Below are 16511 nucleotides of genomic sequence, written 5' to 3' on the forward strand. Positions count from 1 at the left end.
GGACGGGAATCGGCCCGAGGGGAAGTACGGCCGACACTCGGGTGGGAGAATCTGCGCCCAGGGGTCCGTACGGCCGGAGCGGCCGGCGTCCCGCGGGCGCGGGGGAGGACCGGAAGGGGAACCGTCAGCATGATCGAGTGGGTGGCCCTCAGCGCCGGAGTACGACCCGTCCCCAGACCGGTCGCCACCCCGTTGGTGTGGGCCACAGCCTTCGGCGGTGCCCTGGTCTTGGTGACGCTGCACAACACCTTCGTGGGCACGGACCGCCCCGGTCTCGCCCTGGCCGGGCTCTCCGTGCTGGCCGTCGTGCTGGGTCTGTGCGCCCGCTTCACCGCCGCCCCCGGCACGGCGGTGCTGTGCTGGCTGTTCCTCAACGGCTTCGCGATCCCACCCGTGGGCACCCTCACCTGGGCCGCGCCGCGCGACACCTTCTGGCTCGCCAGTCTGTGCGCGGCAGCCCTCGTCGGCACGGTGCTCGCCCGGATCGTCCATGCCCGAGCCGCCTACCGCCGTATCACCATCGGATCGGCGCCCGTCCCGGCAGAGCCCGAGGACTGGCGCGCCGGCGACTGACCTGACGGAGAGGCCGACTTGCCCCGGCCTGTCAGTGCGGACGCCCCGGCGACGGAGGGCCGTCCACGGCGGTCGACGGGTGGACACGAGTGGATGCCAGGAGCGCGGCCGCACCCCGCACGGCGGCGGTGTGCGGGGCGGGTACGGGCCGGACCGGATGGCGCAGCCGCTCGGAGAGGCGGTAGGTGATGTCGGCGCGCAGCGCGCCTCCGCCCGCCAGCAGAACACCTCGCCGGAGGGCGTCGAACGTCTGCGGGGTGTGGTCCTGTTCCAGCATCAGCTTCACCATCTCCGTGACCGCGTCCGCGATCCGCGTGGCCGGGGTCCGAGCGCCCAGGTCACTGGTGCCGAGCACGGTCCGGCGGGCGTCGGTCACGCTGCCGTCGACGAGCAGGACGGCCTCGGTGACATGGGCACCGATGTCCACCACGAGCAGAGGGCGGGTCAGATCGGCACCGTCGGCCGTGGCCACGGCCCGGGCGGAGGGGACGGTCAGCACGGTGTCAGGCCGCAGCGTTCGCAGCGCCGTACGGGCTTCCGCACGGAAGGCGACCCCGCCCAGGACGGGCGTGGTCAGGACGATCAGACGACTGCCGAAGCGGGGCAGGCGGTGTCGGAGCAGCCGGTCGAGCATCCGCGCGGTCGCCGGGGTGTCGACGATGGCGCCGCGCCGGACGGGGTGGACGTCACCGTCGCCGTCGCCGGGGAGGGCCACCGTGGGGACGTCGAGGATCGTGCCGCGCACGGACACCCAGGCGCGGGTGCGGGCGCTGCCGAGGTCGAGGGCGATGCCGGAGCAGGGGCGGTACAACGGCCAGGGCCGGTTCGGGGCGGCCATGCCACTGGGCGGCGGTGTCGTCGTCACGGTCCGGCCTCCCTGACGTGTTGGCAGCGGGCGCAGTAGCGGGCTTGCGGCACGATCGTCAGGAGCGCGTGGTCGATGGGCCCGCGGCACAGATGGCAGGCACCGTAAGTGCCTTGATCCATGCGTGTCAGGGCTGCTTCCACGTCGGCCAGGACCATGCGGGCGGCGTCCGCGAGCTTGACGTGGACCTCACGGTGGGAGGCGGCCTGCCGGTCGAGGCGCGCCTCGGCGCGAGGCACGGTGGCACCGGCGAGCTGCCGGAGCTGCCCCTGGCGGAACAGGCGCTGCTCCAGCAACTGCTCGCGGAGTGCGGCCAGGTCGTCGATCGGCAGGACCGTCTCGCGGTCGCCGGTGATCTGTCGGTTCACCACTTCACCCCTCGGGTCGGGCGGGAGACGAGGCTGTACGGGCGGCGGTCAGGCGGCGTCGCGCAGACAGGGGACGCAGTACCGCGTGTAGGGCAGGATCTCCAGGCGCTCGACCGGTATCGCCGTGGAGCAGCCCCCGCAGATGCCGTAACTGCCGTCCTGGACGCGGGTGAAGGCGGCCTCGATCTCCGCGAGCACCCGCTTGATGGTGTCCCTCTGTGCCGACACCAACGGTTCCGTCGCGTCCGGGCCGGTCTCGTCGACGGCCCGGAGCTGTGTCAGCCGGGTGTTGCGCTCGTGTTCGAGTCGTTGGCGTGCCTCGTGCGGTGTCAGACGTTCGAGCCAGGGTTCGGTGCGGCGGGTGTCGAGTGACATGTCAGGTCCTTCCTGCGACGGGAGGGGTGGCGTACGGAACCGGGCCTGCGGAGGGGCAGGCCCGGTTCCTGGCTGGCCCGGGGGTCACGGGGGTGGGCCATGCCTCCACCGTGGCCGACGCGCCGCCCGAATCCCATCGGGCGCGATACCCATCTCCGGTCGCCCGGGGCGCCGCCACGGGCGGAGAACAGCGGCCGCAGAACAGAGCACGGAAATGGGTATCGGAGCCCATCGACGAACGCGCCGGGCCCGGGCAGGCTGGCCACAAGACGGTCCGGAGCAATGGCTTCGACGCATGCCGGGTACGCGGCGACCGATACGAGAGACCAAGCCGTGTCACGGAGAGGAAGGCGTCATCGCGGTGTCGCTGTTCTGGCGGATCTTCGCTTTCAATGCCGTGGTGCTGGGGGCCGCGACCGCACTGCTGCTGTGGGCTCCGGTGACCGTCTCCGTCCCGGTCCTGCTGACCGAGGCGGTCATCCTGGTGTCCGGCCTGGTGGTCATGCTGATCGCCAACGCGGCCCTGCTGCGGATCGGACTCGGCCCTCTGGACCGGCTCACCAGGATGATGACCACCGTCGACCTGCTGCGCCCGGGGCACCGGCTGCCCGAACACGGCCGAGGGGGGATCCCCGAACTGATCCGCACGTTCAACGCCATGCTGGAGAGGCTGGAACTCGAACGGGCCGCCAGCAGTGCCCGCGCCCTCCTCGCACAGGAGGCCGAACGGCGCCGCATCGCCCAGGAGCTCCACGACGAGGTCGGCCAGAGCATGACGGCCATCCTGCTGGGGCTGAAGCGGGCGGCGGACGAGGCGGACGGGCCCTTGCGCGGTGAGCTGCGGCAGGCCCAGGAGATCACCCGGGCGAGCCTGGACGAGGTCCGCCGCCTGGTGCGCCGACTGCGGCCGGGCGTCCTGGAGGACCTCGGCCTGGTCAGCGCACTCACCTCGCTGACCACGGAGTTCGCCACCCACACCGGGCTACGGGTGGTGCGCCGCTTCGATCCGGGCCTGCCGGTGCTGGACCAGGAGACCGAACTGGTGCTGTACCGCGTCGCCCAGGAGGCCCTGACCAACGCGGCCCGCCATGCCGACGCCGACCGGGTCGAGGTGACCCTGCGCCACACCGACGGAACCGTGGTGCTCGCCGTCACGGACGACGGCAGCGGCACCGGCATGGCACGCGAGGGCGCGGGGATCCGGGGGATGCGTGAGCGCGCCCTGCTCATCGGGGCCGCCCTGGACGTCACCTCCGGGCCGCGGGCCGGTACGCGGGTGCGGCTGAGCACTCCCGTTTCGAGGAAGCAGTCATGACCACGACCGACACACCCGTGATCCGTATCCTCCTCGTCGACGACCACGCCCTGGTGCGGCGCGGCGTACGGCTCATCCTCGACCGGGAGCCCGACCTCCAGGTCGTCGTCGAGGCCGGAGACGGTGCCGAGGCCATCGCCCTGGCCCGCACCCACGAGATCGACCTGGCCGTCCTCGACATCGCCATTCCCCGGATGACCGGCCTCCAGGCCACCCGTGAACTGCTCGCGCTGAAGCCGGACCTGCGCGTGCTGATGCTGACCATGCACGACAACGAGCAGTACTTCTTCCAGTCCTTGAAGGCCGGAGCCAGCGGATACGTACTGAAGTCGGTGGCCGACCGCGACCTGGTCGCCGCCTGCCGGGCCGCCATGCGCGACGAGCCCTTCCTCTACCCGGGCGCGGTGAGCGCCCTCATCCGCACCTACCTCGACCGCGTGCGCCACGGCGACGAACCACCCGAGCAGATCCTCACCCGCCGGGAGGAGGAGGTGCTCAAGCTCGTCGCCGAGGGCTACTCCTCCAAGGAGATCGCCGACATGCTCTTCATCAGCATCAAGACCGTCCACCGGCACCGGGCGAACCTGCTGCACAAACTCGGCATGCGTGACCGCCTGGAACTCACCCGGTACGCCATCCGTTCCGGACTCATCGAACCCTGACGCCGGACAGCCCCGCTCGCGACCAGCCGCCACCGACACGACGGAAGGGACGGCGCATGGCACGCACTGTGCACACCGTCCCTCGCAAGGGCGGCCCGGGACCGGCATCGGCAGCGGTCCTCATCGCTGTCCTGCTTGTCGTTCTCACCGCCTGCCTGTACCCGCTCTCGTACGCCGACCCGAGCCCGCACGGACCGGATCGCGCCGTGGCGGTCTCCGGGGCCGTGCAGGCCGACGGCCCGAGAGCGGACGACGGCCACTCCGCCGTCTGCCCCACCCCGGTCCGTACGTCCCGCGATGTCCCGGTCGACCGGCTGACGGCGCCGCTCACCGCGGTCCTGGCCTCCCACCCGCGGCCCGTGCCCCCGCCATGGTCCGCGTACGGCGACACGCGGGCGCCGCGCCTGCCCTGCCACCTGCACGAGGTGACCCGGCATCAGGACCGGGCCCCACCCGCGCTCCCAGGCACCTGAAGCTCCCTCTTCCTTTCCGTCGACCGCGGCCGGGTTCCCTGGCCGCGGTGTGCCTGCCGGAGGCCCATGTTGACCCGCGCCCTGCGCCTGCGAGGGCTGCTCGCCCTCGCCGCCGTCGCCCTGTCCCTGTTCGTCGCCCTCACCGTCCCCGTCCACCTCGGACTCGATCTACGCGGAGGTACGCAGATCGTCCTGGAAACCCGCCCGACCGCCGACGCCGACGCCGACAGCGAGGCCACCGACCGCACCCTGGAGGTGCTGCGCGGGCGTATCGACGCGCTCGGCGTCGCCGAACCCACGCTCGCGCGCTCCGGCGACAACCGGATCATCGTCGAACTGCCCGGCGTACAGGACCCGGCCACGGCCGCGGACGTACTCGGCCGCACCGCTCAGCTCACCTTCCACCAAGTCCTCGGCACGGCCGACCACACCGACGACAAGGACAAGCCGCTGCCCAAGCGGCAGCGCCAGCAGGTTCTGCCCGACGAGTCCGGCCTCCTCCTGCGCCTCGCGACCGCTTCCCTGACCGGCAAGGACGTCGAAGAGGCCGCCGCCCGGTTCGACCAGCAGGGAGGCGCCGGATGGCAGGTCACCGTCGACTTCAAGGGGGCCGGCCAAGACGGCTGGACCCGCCTGACCGGCCAGGCCGCCTGCCATCCGGCGGGGGACCCGTCCCGCAGGGTCGCCATCGTCCTCGACGACAAGATCATTTCTTCACCGCAGGTGGACCCTTCCGTCCGCTGCGCGTCGGGCATCGGCGGCGGCTCCACACAGATCACCGGATCCTTCGGCGCCGACGAGGCCAAGGAACTGGCTCTGCTCATCAACGGCGGCGCGCTGCCCGTACCCGTCGAGACGGTCGAGCAGCGCACCGTCGGCCCCACCCTGGGCGCACAGGCCATCACCGCCAGCGCCTGGGCCGCCGTCGTCGGCACCGCGCTGACCGCCCTGTTCATCACCGCCGTCTACCGGCTCATGGGAGCCTTGGCCACCGTCGCGCTGGCCTGCTACGGCCTGATCTCCTACGCCGCCCTGGCAGCCCTCGGAGCCACCCTCACCCTCCCGGGCCTCGCGGGGTTCGTACTGGCCATCGGCATGGCCGTCGACGCCAACGTCCTCGTCTTCGAGCGCGCCCGCGAAGAGTACGCCGCCCGCAACCGGCCCAGCCCGCGCTCCTCGCTGACCGCCGGTTTCCGCGGCGCCTTCAGCGCGATCGCCGACTCCAACATCACCACCTTGATCGCCGCGGGCCTGCTGTTCTTCCTCGCTTCCGGCCCCGTACGCGGCTTCGGCGTCACCCTGGGCATCGGCGTCCTCGTCTCCATGTTCAGCGCCTTGGTGATCACCCGTGCCCTCGCCGACCACGCCGCCTCCAGGCCCTGGCTCCGACGCCGCCCCGGCCTGACAGGCATCGCCCACCCCGGAACCGTCCGTGACCGCCTCACCCGCGCCGACCCCCAGCTGATGCGCCGACCCCGGCGGTGGTTGGCCGCCTCCGGCGCACTCCTGGTCCTGGCCGGTTCCGGAATCGCCGTGCGGGGACTGGACTTCGGTATCGAGTTCACCGGAGGCCGCCTCATCGAGTACACCACCGCCACGCCTGTCGACCCGGACCGGGCCCGCGGCGCACTCGCCGACGCGGGGTTCCCCCGCGCCGTCGTCCAGACCTCGGGCGACCACCAGCTCACCGTCCGCACCGACCAGTTGACGAACGCGCAAGCGGCCACCGTCACCGAGACCATCGGCACCCTGACCGACGGCGTCGACACACTCCGCGACGAGACCATCGGCCCCAGCCTCGGCAAAGAACTGCGCCAAGGCGCACTCATCGCTCTCGCCGTCGCCCTCGGCGCCCAACTGCTCTACCTCGCGGCCCGTTTCCGCTGGCTGTTCGGCACCTCCGCGGTCGCCGCCCTCGCCCACGACGTGATCATCCTCACCGGCGTCTTCGCCTGGCTCGGCAAACCCGTCGACGGTGTCTTCCTCGCCGCGCTGCTCACCGTGATCGGCTACTCCGTCAACGACTCCGTCGTCGTCTTCGACCGCGTCAGGGATCTGAGCCGACGTGACCGCGAAGCGCCCTTCGCGGCGGTCGCCAACCGTGCGCTCGTACAGACCCTGCCGCGCACGATCAACACCGGAATGGGCGCCGCCTTCATCCTGACCACCCTGGCCGTCCTCGGCGGCGACTCCCTCACCGACTTCGCCCTCGCCCTGCTCATCGGCCTGGCCGTGGGCACCTACTCCTCGATGTTCACCGCCACACCCCTCGCCATCGAGCTCCACGAACGCACCTGGCGCCGCCCTCGGCCCTACTCGCCCGGCGGAACGCGCACGAAGCCCTCGGTCCACCCGTCCTCGTCGAGCTCGTAGGCGTCGAAGTGGAAGCACTCCGGTTCATCGCGGAAACCCGGCAGCAGCCGAGCCCGACGCACACGCTCCTCAGCCCGTTCACGGGTCGAGTAGATGCCGAGCAGCTTGACGTCGTCACCGTCCGACTCGTCACAGAACACGCCGCTCTCGTCGACGTGCACGGTCGAGCCGTCGGCGCCGGCCTCGTTCTGGTGGCCGACATGCCACAGCGGATACACGATCACGGGCGCGAAGCTATCAGCACTCGAGTTCGACGAGCGGGTTTCACCTTGCGGCACCGGTACCCCCGGGGCCGACCGAAGGCTTCCGCCTGCCGTGATTCTCTTCCGCACGCATGATCGCCCGCCCACTGGGCACGATGTCCTTCACCATCGCGTCGGCGAGGGTGAACGAGCCCGGTGCGGGGGTCGGATTCCGTAGCGGACGCGCAGCACGCGGAGGTGTCATGAATCGTCAGGCCCGGGTTCGCGTCCGTGTCAGCCGCCGGCCCAGCGCGCCACGGAACCTCGAGATCGACCGCCGGACACCTTCGGGGCGCATCCTGCCCTACTGAGCCCAGCGAGCCGCAGGGGACGGGTGGCTCCCGCTGAGGACCTCCCGGACGTTGTCGCCCTTGTACGTCACCGCACAGGCCGCGGCAGCCTGCTCACCGCCGGTTGACCTCCGTTCGACGGCGCACACGCAACCGGCTCCTGGAGGTCGTCGTTTGGGGCCGCCCGCGAGTGAACCAGCCGGAGGGTCGGGCGGTGAGACGTCCGCTTGGCGCGCCCAGAAGCGGTGGTGCTGCTTGCGGGAGTCCTTCTCTCGCCGTAGCCGGTGACAGCCGAGCAGGTGGTCCATGCCCGGCGGGCGGCCGCCGGACAGTGGTCGGCGTAGGTCGTGTCGTACAGGCCGAAGACGCACGCACTGGGCGCCGCGGCGAACGGGCGGTGCGGCGCGCGCTGTTGGGCGTCATGCTCCCAGTGCGCCTCGTCCAGGACGCGCGGCGTCGAGTCGCCCCGGGTGCCGGCGATGCGGCTGCGCCGGTGGTAGAAGAACGCCAACGGGTCGGAGCGCGGCCCGTCGTAGGGGTTCGTGCGGATGTCGAACGGGTCGCTGTCGCTGCCGTCCGTGGGCAGGACGTAGGCCGAGCCCGTGGCCTGGTACGAGGAGAAGCCGGTCACCCTCACCCGGCGGCTGTGCAACTCCTCCGGTTCCACGACTCCGCGCGGCGCGGACACACCCTCCGTCCGGGCCCCGTCGCCGTGCCCGACGGGGCCGAGCGTGTCACCGTCGTCACCACGGCGGGGGGCCGGGCGTCCCGCCCCGCGCTCGGCGGGGCGGGGGCCGGTCACTGGCCTGGCGTGAGGATGTAGGTGTTGAGGGTGTTGACCGTGCTGAGCGGGGTGGGGGAGCCCAGGTCGTAGCGGTCCACCGCCATGTAGGTGGGCTTCTTGCGGGCCGCGGGTGTGCAGAAGTTCTGGGCGCGGTTGAGGAGTTTGCCGTTGTCGGTCGTGGTGGTGGCGGAGATGGTGTAGTCGCGGAAGTGGTTCATGACGAACAGGGGGTGGAAGGCGGACGAGTCGGTGGTCAGCGGTCTGCCGGTGCCCCAGCGGCTGTAGCAGGACCAGTCGGAGTCGCCGATCCCGCCGCCCATGGACCAGTAGTTCTCCACCGTCCACTCGCGCTGGTACATCACTCCGAAGGTGTCCCGGGTGCTCCAGCCGCTCGAGGTGTCGCTCGCGCGCGTGCGGTCGCTGAAGATCAGCAGCTGCTTGCCGCGGGCGGCGAGGTCGGCCATGGTGGGCCAGCCGTTGGTGGCCACGCCCTCCTGGTCGGGCCGGTACAGCACGTCGTACAGTCCGCTGACCGAGGCCAGCGAGGACTTCAGCACGTCGGAGGAGGCGTAGTCCTCCAGGAACACGGTGACGAACTGACCAGGGTTCGCCTTGAGGAAGTCGACCATGCGCTGGAGATCGGTGGCGAGCGGCACGGGACTGCTGACACCGCTGCAACTGTTGTGGCACAGCACGGCCTGGCCCGAGACGGTGTAGTCGTCCAGCATGAAACCGCGTACGCCGTCGCTGAGTTGTCGGCTGATGCCGTAGTTCTGGTTGGGGAACAGGCTGACCGGGAACGAGGCGAAGTTGCCGTCGGCTCCGTTGGCGAAGGCGTTGTGCGAGGTCAGGAAGGTGACCTGGTCCAGGGTGCGGGTGTCCCCTGACGCCGCCGTGGTGGCATAGGCGGTCGGGGTCAGATACCAGCGGGCCAGGTCGCCCGACGAGCCGAGCTGTACGGCGGCGGAGTCCGAGGACGAGGTGGTGAGGTACTGCGAGGTGCCCGGGACGGAGACGGTGTACGTACTGCCCGTGCCCGCGGTGATCGTCCAGGTGGTGCCGTCCGCGCCGCAGGCCGCCGTCACCGCGGAGGTGCCGCTGCGGCCGAGACAGATGCCGGACTCGTCGGTGTTCTGCAGCCGGTAGCCGCCGCTGACCGCGACCGGGGTCCACTGCTGGTGGTCCTCGGTGCCCTTGGGATTGTGCGCGACGACCGTGCCGCCGCTGTCGGCCGCGTTCAGGCCGGTGGCGTAGTTCTGGAGGTACACCGAGGTGGTGGGGACGGCTGCCGCGGCCTGACCAGGAGACAGGACGGGCAGGGTGAGGGCGAGCGCGGCGGTGCCGCACAGGGCGCGCAGGGGGCGCATGTGCACGGTGGTTCCTCTCACTCCGGCACTGCGGATGTTGTGGCAGAGACATGACATACCTGATGAGGCGGGTGTGGTGCCAGGCCTGACACGTGAACTGTTTCGGCGAGCCCGGCTTGTGACGGACCTTCAGGACATGATCAACACACCTACAGTGTGCGCGAGTTGATGTCGATCGGAACCGCGGCCGGTCAGCTCTCCTCCTCGTCGGTGCGCAGGAACGCGGGCCGGGTGTGGTCCCAGCCCGGCACCTTCAGTGAGTTGAGCGCCGAGACGATCCGCTTCTCCTCGTAGGTGAAGTGGGTTTCGATGAGCGCGGCAAGGCTGTCCAGCTCGCGCCGGAACTCGGTGGGGTCCGACTCCCGGTCCAGTGCGCCGACGAGCCTCTCGAGTCGTTGCAAGGAGTCGTCCACCAGCCGGTGGTCGCGCCGCAACTCCGCCAGTACGGGGCTCAGTTCGGGGAACTGTTCGGCGATCTCGGTGAACGCGATGTCGTTCTCGCCGTTGTGGTGCCGGTCCAGCGCCGAGCAGAAGGTCAGGCAGTGGGTCCGCAGGTCGCGGACCCGTGTACCGCCGGCGAGATAGGCGTCGACGTCCTGACGCAGTGCCGCGAGCTCTTCGCGGAGCCAGAGGTGCACTTCGATCAACTGGTTGCCGAAAGCCGTCAGGCGTCCGTGTGATGTGGTCAAGGCTGTTCCGTTGCTTCGACGCCTCCATGCCCTCGACGGTCTCTTCGCCGGATGCACGCGACGCTGATCCAAGGTTCTACCGACGGCGCAAACGATCTGTCAATCGCGTCAACGCGAGACCGGCGCAGGCCAGTTGGTCTCCGACGGAGAGGCTGAAAACCGGCGCTGTCTGTGCTGATATGCCTGAACGTCATGGTCATTTCCGGCCGTTGCTTTGGCATTCCCATGACAAAGCTGTGCACGCGGTGCCACTCTTCTGCGGAAGTTCACCGTTCCTTGACGAAATCCCCACAAGGAACAACCGCACCACCTCCACCCCCCGCCTCCTTCCACCCGCCTGCCGTGCAGCGCTCCGGACCGGCACACCCCGCCGTTCCGTCTCGTCCGCGGCCCCCCACCACGGGTTGGCCGTCGTATCGAAGGAGAACTCGTTGCCCCTGCGACACCGCGCTTTCGTCCGGCGCAGACGTGCCACCGCCCTCGCCCTCACGGCCGTAGGCTCCCTGCTCGCCCTGGCCGCCCCCGGCCTCGCCGCCGCGGCCCCCGCGGACCCGGGCCCCGCGAAGATCACCGCCACCCCCAGGGCCGGCGCCGCCCAGCCTTCCCTGACACCCGCCCGCCGCACCGCCCTGATCGAGAGCGCCCGGTCCGCGGCGGCCGGCACCGCGCAGAAGATCGGCCTCGGCGGCAAGGAGAAGCTCGTCGTCAAGGACGTCATCAAGGACGCCGACGGCACCCTGCACACCCGCTACGACCGCACCTACGCCGGGTTGCCCGTTCTCGGCGGCGACCTGGTCGTCCATGACAAGAGCGGCCGTACGACCGTCACCAAGGCGAACACGGCTCGCCTCCGGGTGCCCTCGCTCAGCCCGAAGGTGACGGCCGCCGGCGCCGCCGCGAAGGCCCTCACCGCCTCGAAGAAGGCCGAGGTGAAGGGCTCCGAGACCGAGCAGGCACCCCGCTTGGTGGTCTGGGCCGGCAGCGGCAGGCCCGTGCTGGCCTGGGAGACCCTCGTCGAGGGCGTCCAGGAGGACGGCACGCCCAGCGAACTCCAGGTCGTCTCCGACGCCACCACCGGCAAGCAGCTCCAGGCCGCCGAGCACGTGCACACCGGCTCCGGCACCGGCCAGTACGCCGGCGAAGTCCCGCTCGGCAGCACCCTGACCGGATCGACGTACCAACTCGTCGACCCTGACCGCGCCGGGCAGCGGACGTACGACCTCAACCAGGGCACCTCGGGCACCGGCACCCTGTTCTCGGACGACAACGATGTCTGGGGCAACGGCCTGCCGTCCAACCGCCAGACCGCCGGCGTCGACGTGGCCTTCGGCGCCGCGGCCACCTGGGACTTCTACAAGGAGAACTACGGCCGCAACGGCATCCGCAACGACGGTGTCGCCGCCTACAGCCGCGCCCACTACGGCAACAACTACGTCAACGCCTTCTGGCAGGACTCCTGCTTCTGCATGACGTACGGCGACGGTTCGGGCAACACACACCCGCTGACCGCGCTCGACGTCGCCGCGCACGAGATGAGCCACGGCGTCACCGCCGCCACCGCGGGCCTGGTCTACTCGGGCGAGTCCGGCGGCCTCAACGAGGCGACCTCCGACATCTTCGCCGCCGCCGTCGAGTTCTACGAGAACCTCCCGGCCGACCCCGGCGACTACCTCGTCGGCGAGAAGATCGACATCAACGGTGACGGTACCCCGCTGCGCTACATGGACAAGCCCTCCAAGGACGGCGACTCCCGCGACTACTGGAGCTCCACCCTGGGCGGCATCGACGTCCACTACTCCTCCGGCCCCGCGAACCACTTCTTCTACCTGCTCTCCGAGGGCAGCGGCGCCAAGACCGTCAACGGAGTCGACTACGACAGCCCGACGTACGACGGCCAGGCCGTCACCGGCATCGGCATCCAGAACGCCGCCGCGATCTGGTACCGCGCGCTGACGACGTACATGACCTCGACGACCAACTACGCCGGCGCCCGCACCGCCACCCTGTCGGCCACCGCCGACCTGTTCGGCGCCTACAGCCCCACCTACCTCGCCGTCGCCGACGCCTGGGCCGCGATAAACGTCGGCAACCGCATCGCCCTCGGCGTCAACCTCGCCCCGACCGCCGACCAGATCAGCGGTGTCAACCAGACCGTCAGCATCCAGCTGGACGCCTACACCACCAACACCGGCGCCTCCCTGACCTACGAGGCCTCCGGACTGCCCGACGGCCTCAGCATCAGCCCGAGCGGCCTGATCACCGGCACGCCCACCACCCTCGGCACCAGCGACGTGACCATCGCCGTCACCGACAGCACGGGGGCCACCGCCTCGGACACCTTCAGCTGGCAGATCGCCTACGTCTACGCCAACGCCACCCGCGTGGACATCCCCGACAACGGGGCCGCCGTCGAGTCCCCGGTGACCATCACCGGCCGCGACGGCAACGCCTCCGCGACCACCACGGTCTACGTCAACATCGTCCACACCTACCGCGGTGACCTCACCGTCGACCTCGTCGGCCCCAACGGCACCGTCTACTCCCTGCTCAACCGCACCGGCGGCTCCGCCGACAACGTCGACCAGACCTTCACGGTCAACGCCTCCGCGCAACCGCTCAACGGCACCTGGAAGCTACGCGTGCAGGACCGGGCGTCCATCGACGTCGGGTACATCGCACGCTGGCAACTGACCCCCTGACACACTCCGCCGGCACCAACGGCACACCGCCGCCCAGTCCCTCGGGACCCGGGCGGCGGTGTCTCCGTGCTCCTCCCGACCCTCGTCCTGTGCGCACACTATGAACAGAATCGAGCGACTCGTGGTGCACCCGGCGCGTGCGTTCCTAACATCGCACCGCTCGGCGCGATGGTGCGCCACTGAGTCTCGGGAGCATCGCTGTGAATCGCTCGGGTCGGACCACGTCTCCCCCTCCTCGCCTCTGGTCCCGCGCACGACGCGGAGTGACGCTGACCGCCGGTCTCGCAGGGATGATCGCCGGGTCGCTCAGCGCCATCGGCCCGGTCCAGGCGGCCAGTGAGCAGCCGCCCGCTCCGATCTCGTGCCCGGTGAACCTGGCGGAGAAGGCCACCTGCTACACCGGCCAGGACGCCGACGGAGCGTTCTACGCGATCGCCGTGCCCAAGCGGTGGAACGGCTCGCTCGTCGTGCACGCGCACGGCGGTCCCGACCTGGGTGAGGCGTCGGACCCCGAGCGAAGCCTCGGCGACCTGGAACGCTGGTCGGTGATGGTGGACCAGGGATATGCCTGGGCGGGCTCGTCCTATCGGCGCGGCGGCTACGGAACCCGTATGGCCGCCGCCGACACGGAGAACGTGCGCCGGCTCTTCGTGGACGAGTTCGGCCGCCCCGGGCGGACCTTCGTACACGGACAGTCCTGGGGCGGGAACGTCGCCGCCAAGACCGTGGAGGTGTACGGCAAGCACGGCTCCTACGACGGTGCCCTGCTCACCAACGGAGTGCTGGGCGGCGGCTCACGCGGCTATGACTACCGCGTCGACCTGCGGGTCGTCTATCAGTACTACTGCCAGAACCTTCCTCGCCCCAGTGAACCCCAGTACCCGTTGTGGCAGGGACTGCGTCCCACTTCGACCCTGACCACGACGGGGTTGCGGGCCCGCTTGCAGGAGTGCACGGGATTCGCGTCGGCACCGCAGGACCGCACCTCCGTGCAGCAACGCAACCTTGACGACATCCTCGCCGTCACCCGTATCCCGGAGCGGACGCTGGAATCACACCTGCGCTTCGCCGTGTTCACGTTCCGCGACATCGTGCACAACCGGCTCGGCGATCGGAATCCCTTCAGCAACGAGGGGGTGCTGTACTCCGGTTCACACGACGACAAGGCATTGAACGAAGGAGTCGCACGCTTCTCCGCCGATCCCACGGCCCGGCGCGACCTGTCCTACGACAGCGACCTCACCGGTCGGGTTCCGATCCCCGTACTCACTCTGCACGCCATCGACGACCCCACCGCCTTCGTCGAACACGAGGCCGCCTACCGGGCGAGCCTCGAAGGCGCCCACCGGGACAAGAACCTCGTGCAGACCTTCACCACGGAGCACGAGCACAGCGAGCTGAGCGACGCCGAGTACGCCAACTCCATTGCCGCACTCGCCGCCTGGGCCCGCACAGGAAAGAGACCCACCGCACGGTCCGTCGCATCCTCGTGTGCCTCCTACGATCACACCTACGGCACAGGATGCTTCTACGACGCCGACTTCCGCCCACTGCCCTACGCCTCCCGCGTTCAGCCCCGACCGGCAGGGCTGTCATGGCCGGCCATGACAGCTCAGCAGGAGAAGCGGTGGAGCAGGATCGACGGTGTCGGCATCGCTCCGTAGGGGTGTGGGACCCGAGTCACGAGGGGTCCGCAGCGGGCTATGCGGCGCCGTCGGTCTCCGCGTCCGTCGACGGCTGCTCAGGGGCGGGGTCCGTCGTGTCGGAGGTGGTGTAGTAGACGGAATTGCCCTGCTTGACGCGCTGGACCGTGCCCTTGGCCACGAGGGCTTCGAGAGTGGTCCGCACCACGGTGGCCTTGATGCCACGGTCAGGGTGGGCCTGGCCCATCGCGCTGGCGATCTCGGCTGTGGAGCGGGGTTCGGTCTGTGCGGTGAGGTGGTCGTGGATCAGGCTGACCAGCGTGGGCTCCGCTGACTTCGCGTCGGCCTTCGGAGCGGCCTTCGCGTCGGCCTTCGGAGCGGCCGACTTCGCGGCCTTGGGAGTGCTGGCCTTCTTGGGCTGGGCGGGCTTACGGGTGGCGGCCTTCTTACGAGGAGCCGGCGCAGGGGAGTGTTCGGGCTCGGCGGTGGGCAGAGTCAGGCCGAGCGCCTGATGCATGTTCACGAGCACCGAGTGGTCATGTTCCAGGGTGGCCAACTGCTGTTGCAGGGCGGCTATTTCCTGGTGGACGCGTTCTTGCTCCTTGAGGTTGTGCTCAAGGTCGCCGGTTACCTGGGCCGTGTACTGAGACGTCAGTTCCGTCGCGGTGGTGGTGTTCTCGGACATGTTGTCGACCTCTCCTTGAACGCTCGGTCCAAGTACCTGTGGCACGGGTTCCTGGGCGGACCGCGTACATGGCGGGCGGACGATGGGCCATGTAGGTGCACAGATGCTTGGTGTGGAGATAGTACGCATCGGCCCGGGTGCGGTCAGGTGGTGTCCGAGAACCAGATGTGGCGGCCCTTGCCGGGCCGCCACCCGCACCGACCGGATTGGTCCGTCAGGTCAGACGCGGTCGGCCGCGATCAGTACGTACTGGAAAGAGCCGTCCCGGTACGACTCGATGAAGGCCTCCTCGATTCCGGTGACCAGTGAGGAGGTGGCCCGCAACTCCCAGTACGGGAGCGTGTCGGGGGTCAGGTCGATCACGGTCTGCGGCACGAGCCGGTTGTCGGCCATGGCCCGCAGGTATTCGCGGCGGGAGTGGATGTTGCACTCGAAGTGGGCGTTGATCTGGGAGACCCACTTCGAGGGCTGGCCGTAGCGGGGATTCCAGCAGCCGGTGATGGTCACGTACCGGCCGCCCACCTTGAGGAAGCGGGAGTGCTCGGCGAACAGGTCGTGCAGGTCGACGTACATGCTCGACTCGTTGTTCCAGGAGGCGGTGACGCTGCCCTTCTCGAAGGGCGTGTCGAGCATGTTGCACACGCGGGAGCGCACGTGGTCCTGGATACGCAGTTCCTGTGCTCGCCCGTTGCCGAAGTCGGCCTGCGCGGAGGACAGGGTGACGCCCTGGACCTTGCAGCCGAAGCGTTGGTGGGCCATGACCATGGATCCGCCGCGTCCGCAGCCCGCGTCGACGAGAGTGTCCTCGGGTGTGATGGCGCCGAGGTGGTCCAGGAGGACCTCGGCCTGGGCGGACTCGAGCCGGTGGAGCTCGGCGATCAGCTTCTTCTCGTATGCGCTGTGCTCCGGGTCGCCGAGCGCCGAGTGGTCGACGGCACCGATGCCGTAGTGGTGGTGGTAGAGCCCGTCCACGTCACCGAGGCGCAGGTTCACCGGCCGTGCCTCGTTGTTCCAGTACCGGGCGATGTCCCCCTGGTAGGGGGTCGCGGGGGCCGGGATCGTCACGGAGACGGTGGGGGTGATTTCTGTGGTCACAGAGGTGTCCGTT

Annotated in this window: 16 protein-coding genes; 7 read left to right on the forward strand and 9 right to left on the reverse strand. The window is 70.0% G+C overall.

What is annotated here, in order from left to right; all coding sequences use genetic code 11:
• Window positions 1-129 precede the first annotated feature (129 nt).
• The gene (locus tag HLK59_RS11370) at window positions 130-573 is read left to right on the forward strand and encodes a hypothetical protein (RefSeq protein ID WP_171141229.1); all 444 of its coding nucleotides are present in this window, start codon (window positions 130-132) and stop codon (window positions 571-573) included.
• A 31-nt stretch (window positions 574-604) separates the two neighbouring features.
• On the opposite strand, the gene HLK59_RS11375 is transcribed toward HLK59_RS11370, so the two are convergent.
• Genes HLK59_RS11375 through HLK59_RS11385 form a run of 3 tightly spaced genes read right to left on the reverse strand, consistent with a single transcriptional unit; the run spans window position 605 to window position 2181 of the window.
• Entirely contained in the window at window positions 605-1411 is an 807-nt protein-coding gene (locus HLK59_RS11375; RefSeq protein ID WP_171141256.1) for a rod shape-determining protein, read from the reverse strand.
• Window positions 1412-1434: 23 nt separating this feature from the next.
• Window positions 1435-1809, reverse strand: coding sequence for a TraR/DksA C4-type zinc finger protein (locus HLK59_RS11380; RefSeq protein WP_171141230.1), 375 nt, complete (start codon window positions 1807-1809; stop codon window positions 1435-1437).
• A 45-nt stretch (window positions 1810-1854) separates the two neighbouring features.
• A complete protein-coding gene (locus HLK59_RS11385) occupies window positions 1855-2181 on the reverse strand; it encodes a TraR/DksA C4-type zinc finger protein (protein WP_171141231.1) in 327 nt (108 codons plus the stop codon).
• 361 nt (window positions 2182-2542) lie between these two features.
• On the opposite strand from HLK59_RS11385, the gene HLK59_RS11390 reads away from it, so the two are divergent.
• From HLK59_RS11390 to secD, 4 genes are all read left to right on the forward strand, one after another.
• The gene (locus tag HLK59_RS11390) at window positions 2543-3496 is read left to right on the forward strand and encodes a sensor histidine kinase (protein ID WP_171141232.1); all 954 of its coding nucleotides are present in this window, start codon (window positions 2543-2545) and stop codon (window positions 3494-3496) included.
• Window positions 3493-4158, forward strand: a complete 666-nt coding sequence (locus HLK59_RS11395; protein ID WP_171141233.1) for a response regulator transcription factor — start codon at window positions 3493-3495, stop codon at window positions 4156-4158. Before HLK59_RS11390 ends, HLK59_RS11395 begins: the two co-directional genes overlap by 4 nt.
• Before the next feature lie 56 nt (window positions 4159-4214).
• Window positions 4215-4631, forward strand: coding sequence for a hypothetical protein (locus tag HLK59_RS11400; RefSeq protein WP_171141234.1), 417 nt, complete (start codon window positions 4215-4217; stop codon window positions 4629-4631).
• 69 nt (window positions 4632-4700) lie between these two features.
• Entirely contained in the window at window positions 4701-7004 is a 2304-nt protein-coding gene (gene secD, locus HLK59_RS11405; protein ID WP_171141257.1) for a protein translocase subunit SecD, read from the forward strand.
• Here secD and HLK59_RS11410 read toward each other — a convergent pair.
• From HLK59_RS11410 to HLK59_RS11425, 4 genes are all read right to left on the reverse strand, one after another.
• The gene (locus HLK59_RS11410; RefSeq protein ID WP_171141235.1) at window positions 6944-7228 is read right to left on the reverse strand and encodes a hypothetical protein; all 285 of its coding nucleotides are present in this window, start codon (window positions 7226-7228) and stop codon (window positions 6944-6946) included. The genes secD and HLK59_RS11410 overlap by 61 nt on opposite strands.
• Window positions 7229-7624: 396 nt before the next feature.
• Window positions 7625-8338, reverse strand: coding sequence for a hypothetical protein (locus HLK59_RS11415; RefSeq protein ID WP_171141236.1), 714 nt, complete (start codon window positions 8336-8338; stop codon window positions 7625-7627).
• On the reverse strand, window positions 8335-9687 hold the full coding sequence (locus HLK59_RS11420; RefSeq protein WP_171141258.1) for an RICIN domain-containing protein: 1353 nt from the start codon (window positions 9685-9687) through the stop codon (window positions 8335-8337). Before HLK59_RS11420 ends, HLK59_RS11415 begins: the two co-directional genes overlap by 4 nt.
• 191 nt (window positions 9688-9878) lie before the next feature.
• Entirely contained in the window at window positions 9879-10376 is a 498-nt protein-coding gene (locus tag HLK59_RS11425; protein WP_206327021.1) for a hemerythrin domain-containing protein, read from the reverse strand.
• A gap of 431 nt (window positions 10377-10807) precedes the next feature.
• Between HLK59_RS11425 and HLK59_RS11430 the strand changes: the two genes are divergently transcribed.
• Window positions 10808-13075, forward strand: a complete 2268-nt coding sequence (locus HLK59_RS11430) for a M4 family metallopeptidase (RefSeq protein ID WP_171141237.1) — start codon at window positions 10808-10810, stop codon at window positions 13073-13075.
• Between the two features lie 290 nt (window positions 13076-13365).
• Entirely contained in the window at window positions 13366-14739 is a 1374-nt protein-coding gene (locus HLK59_RS11435; protein WP_240982346.1) for a hypothetical protein, read from the forward strand.
• 37 nt (window positions 14740-14776) lie between these two features.
• On the opposite strand, the gene HLK59_RS11440 is transcribed toward HLK59_RS11435, so the two are convergent.
• Together HLK59_RS11440 and HLK59_RS11445 are read right to left on the reverse strand one after the other, a co-directional pair.
• Window positions 14777-15403 (reverse strand): BlaI/MecI/CopY family transcriptional regulator, encoded by a 627-nt coding sequence (locus HLK59_RS11440; protein WP_171141239.1) that lies wholly within the window; start codon window positions 15401-15403, stop codon window positions 14777-14779.
• Between the two features lie 219 nt (window positions 15404-15622).
• A complete protein-coding gene (locus tag HLK59_RS11445; protein ID WP_171141240.1) occupies window positions 15623-16498 on the reverse strand; it encodes a geranyl diphosphate 2-C-methyltransferase in 876 nt (291 codons plus the stop codon).
• Window positions 16499-16511 lie beyond the last annotated feature (13 nt).

Source organism: Streptomyces sp. S3(2020) (assembly GCF_013044505.1).
GTDB lineage: Bacteria > Actinomycetota > Actinomycetes > Streptomycetales > Streptomycetaceae > Streptomyces.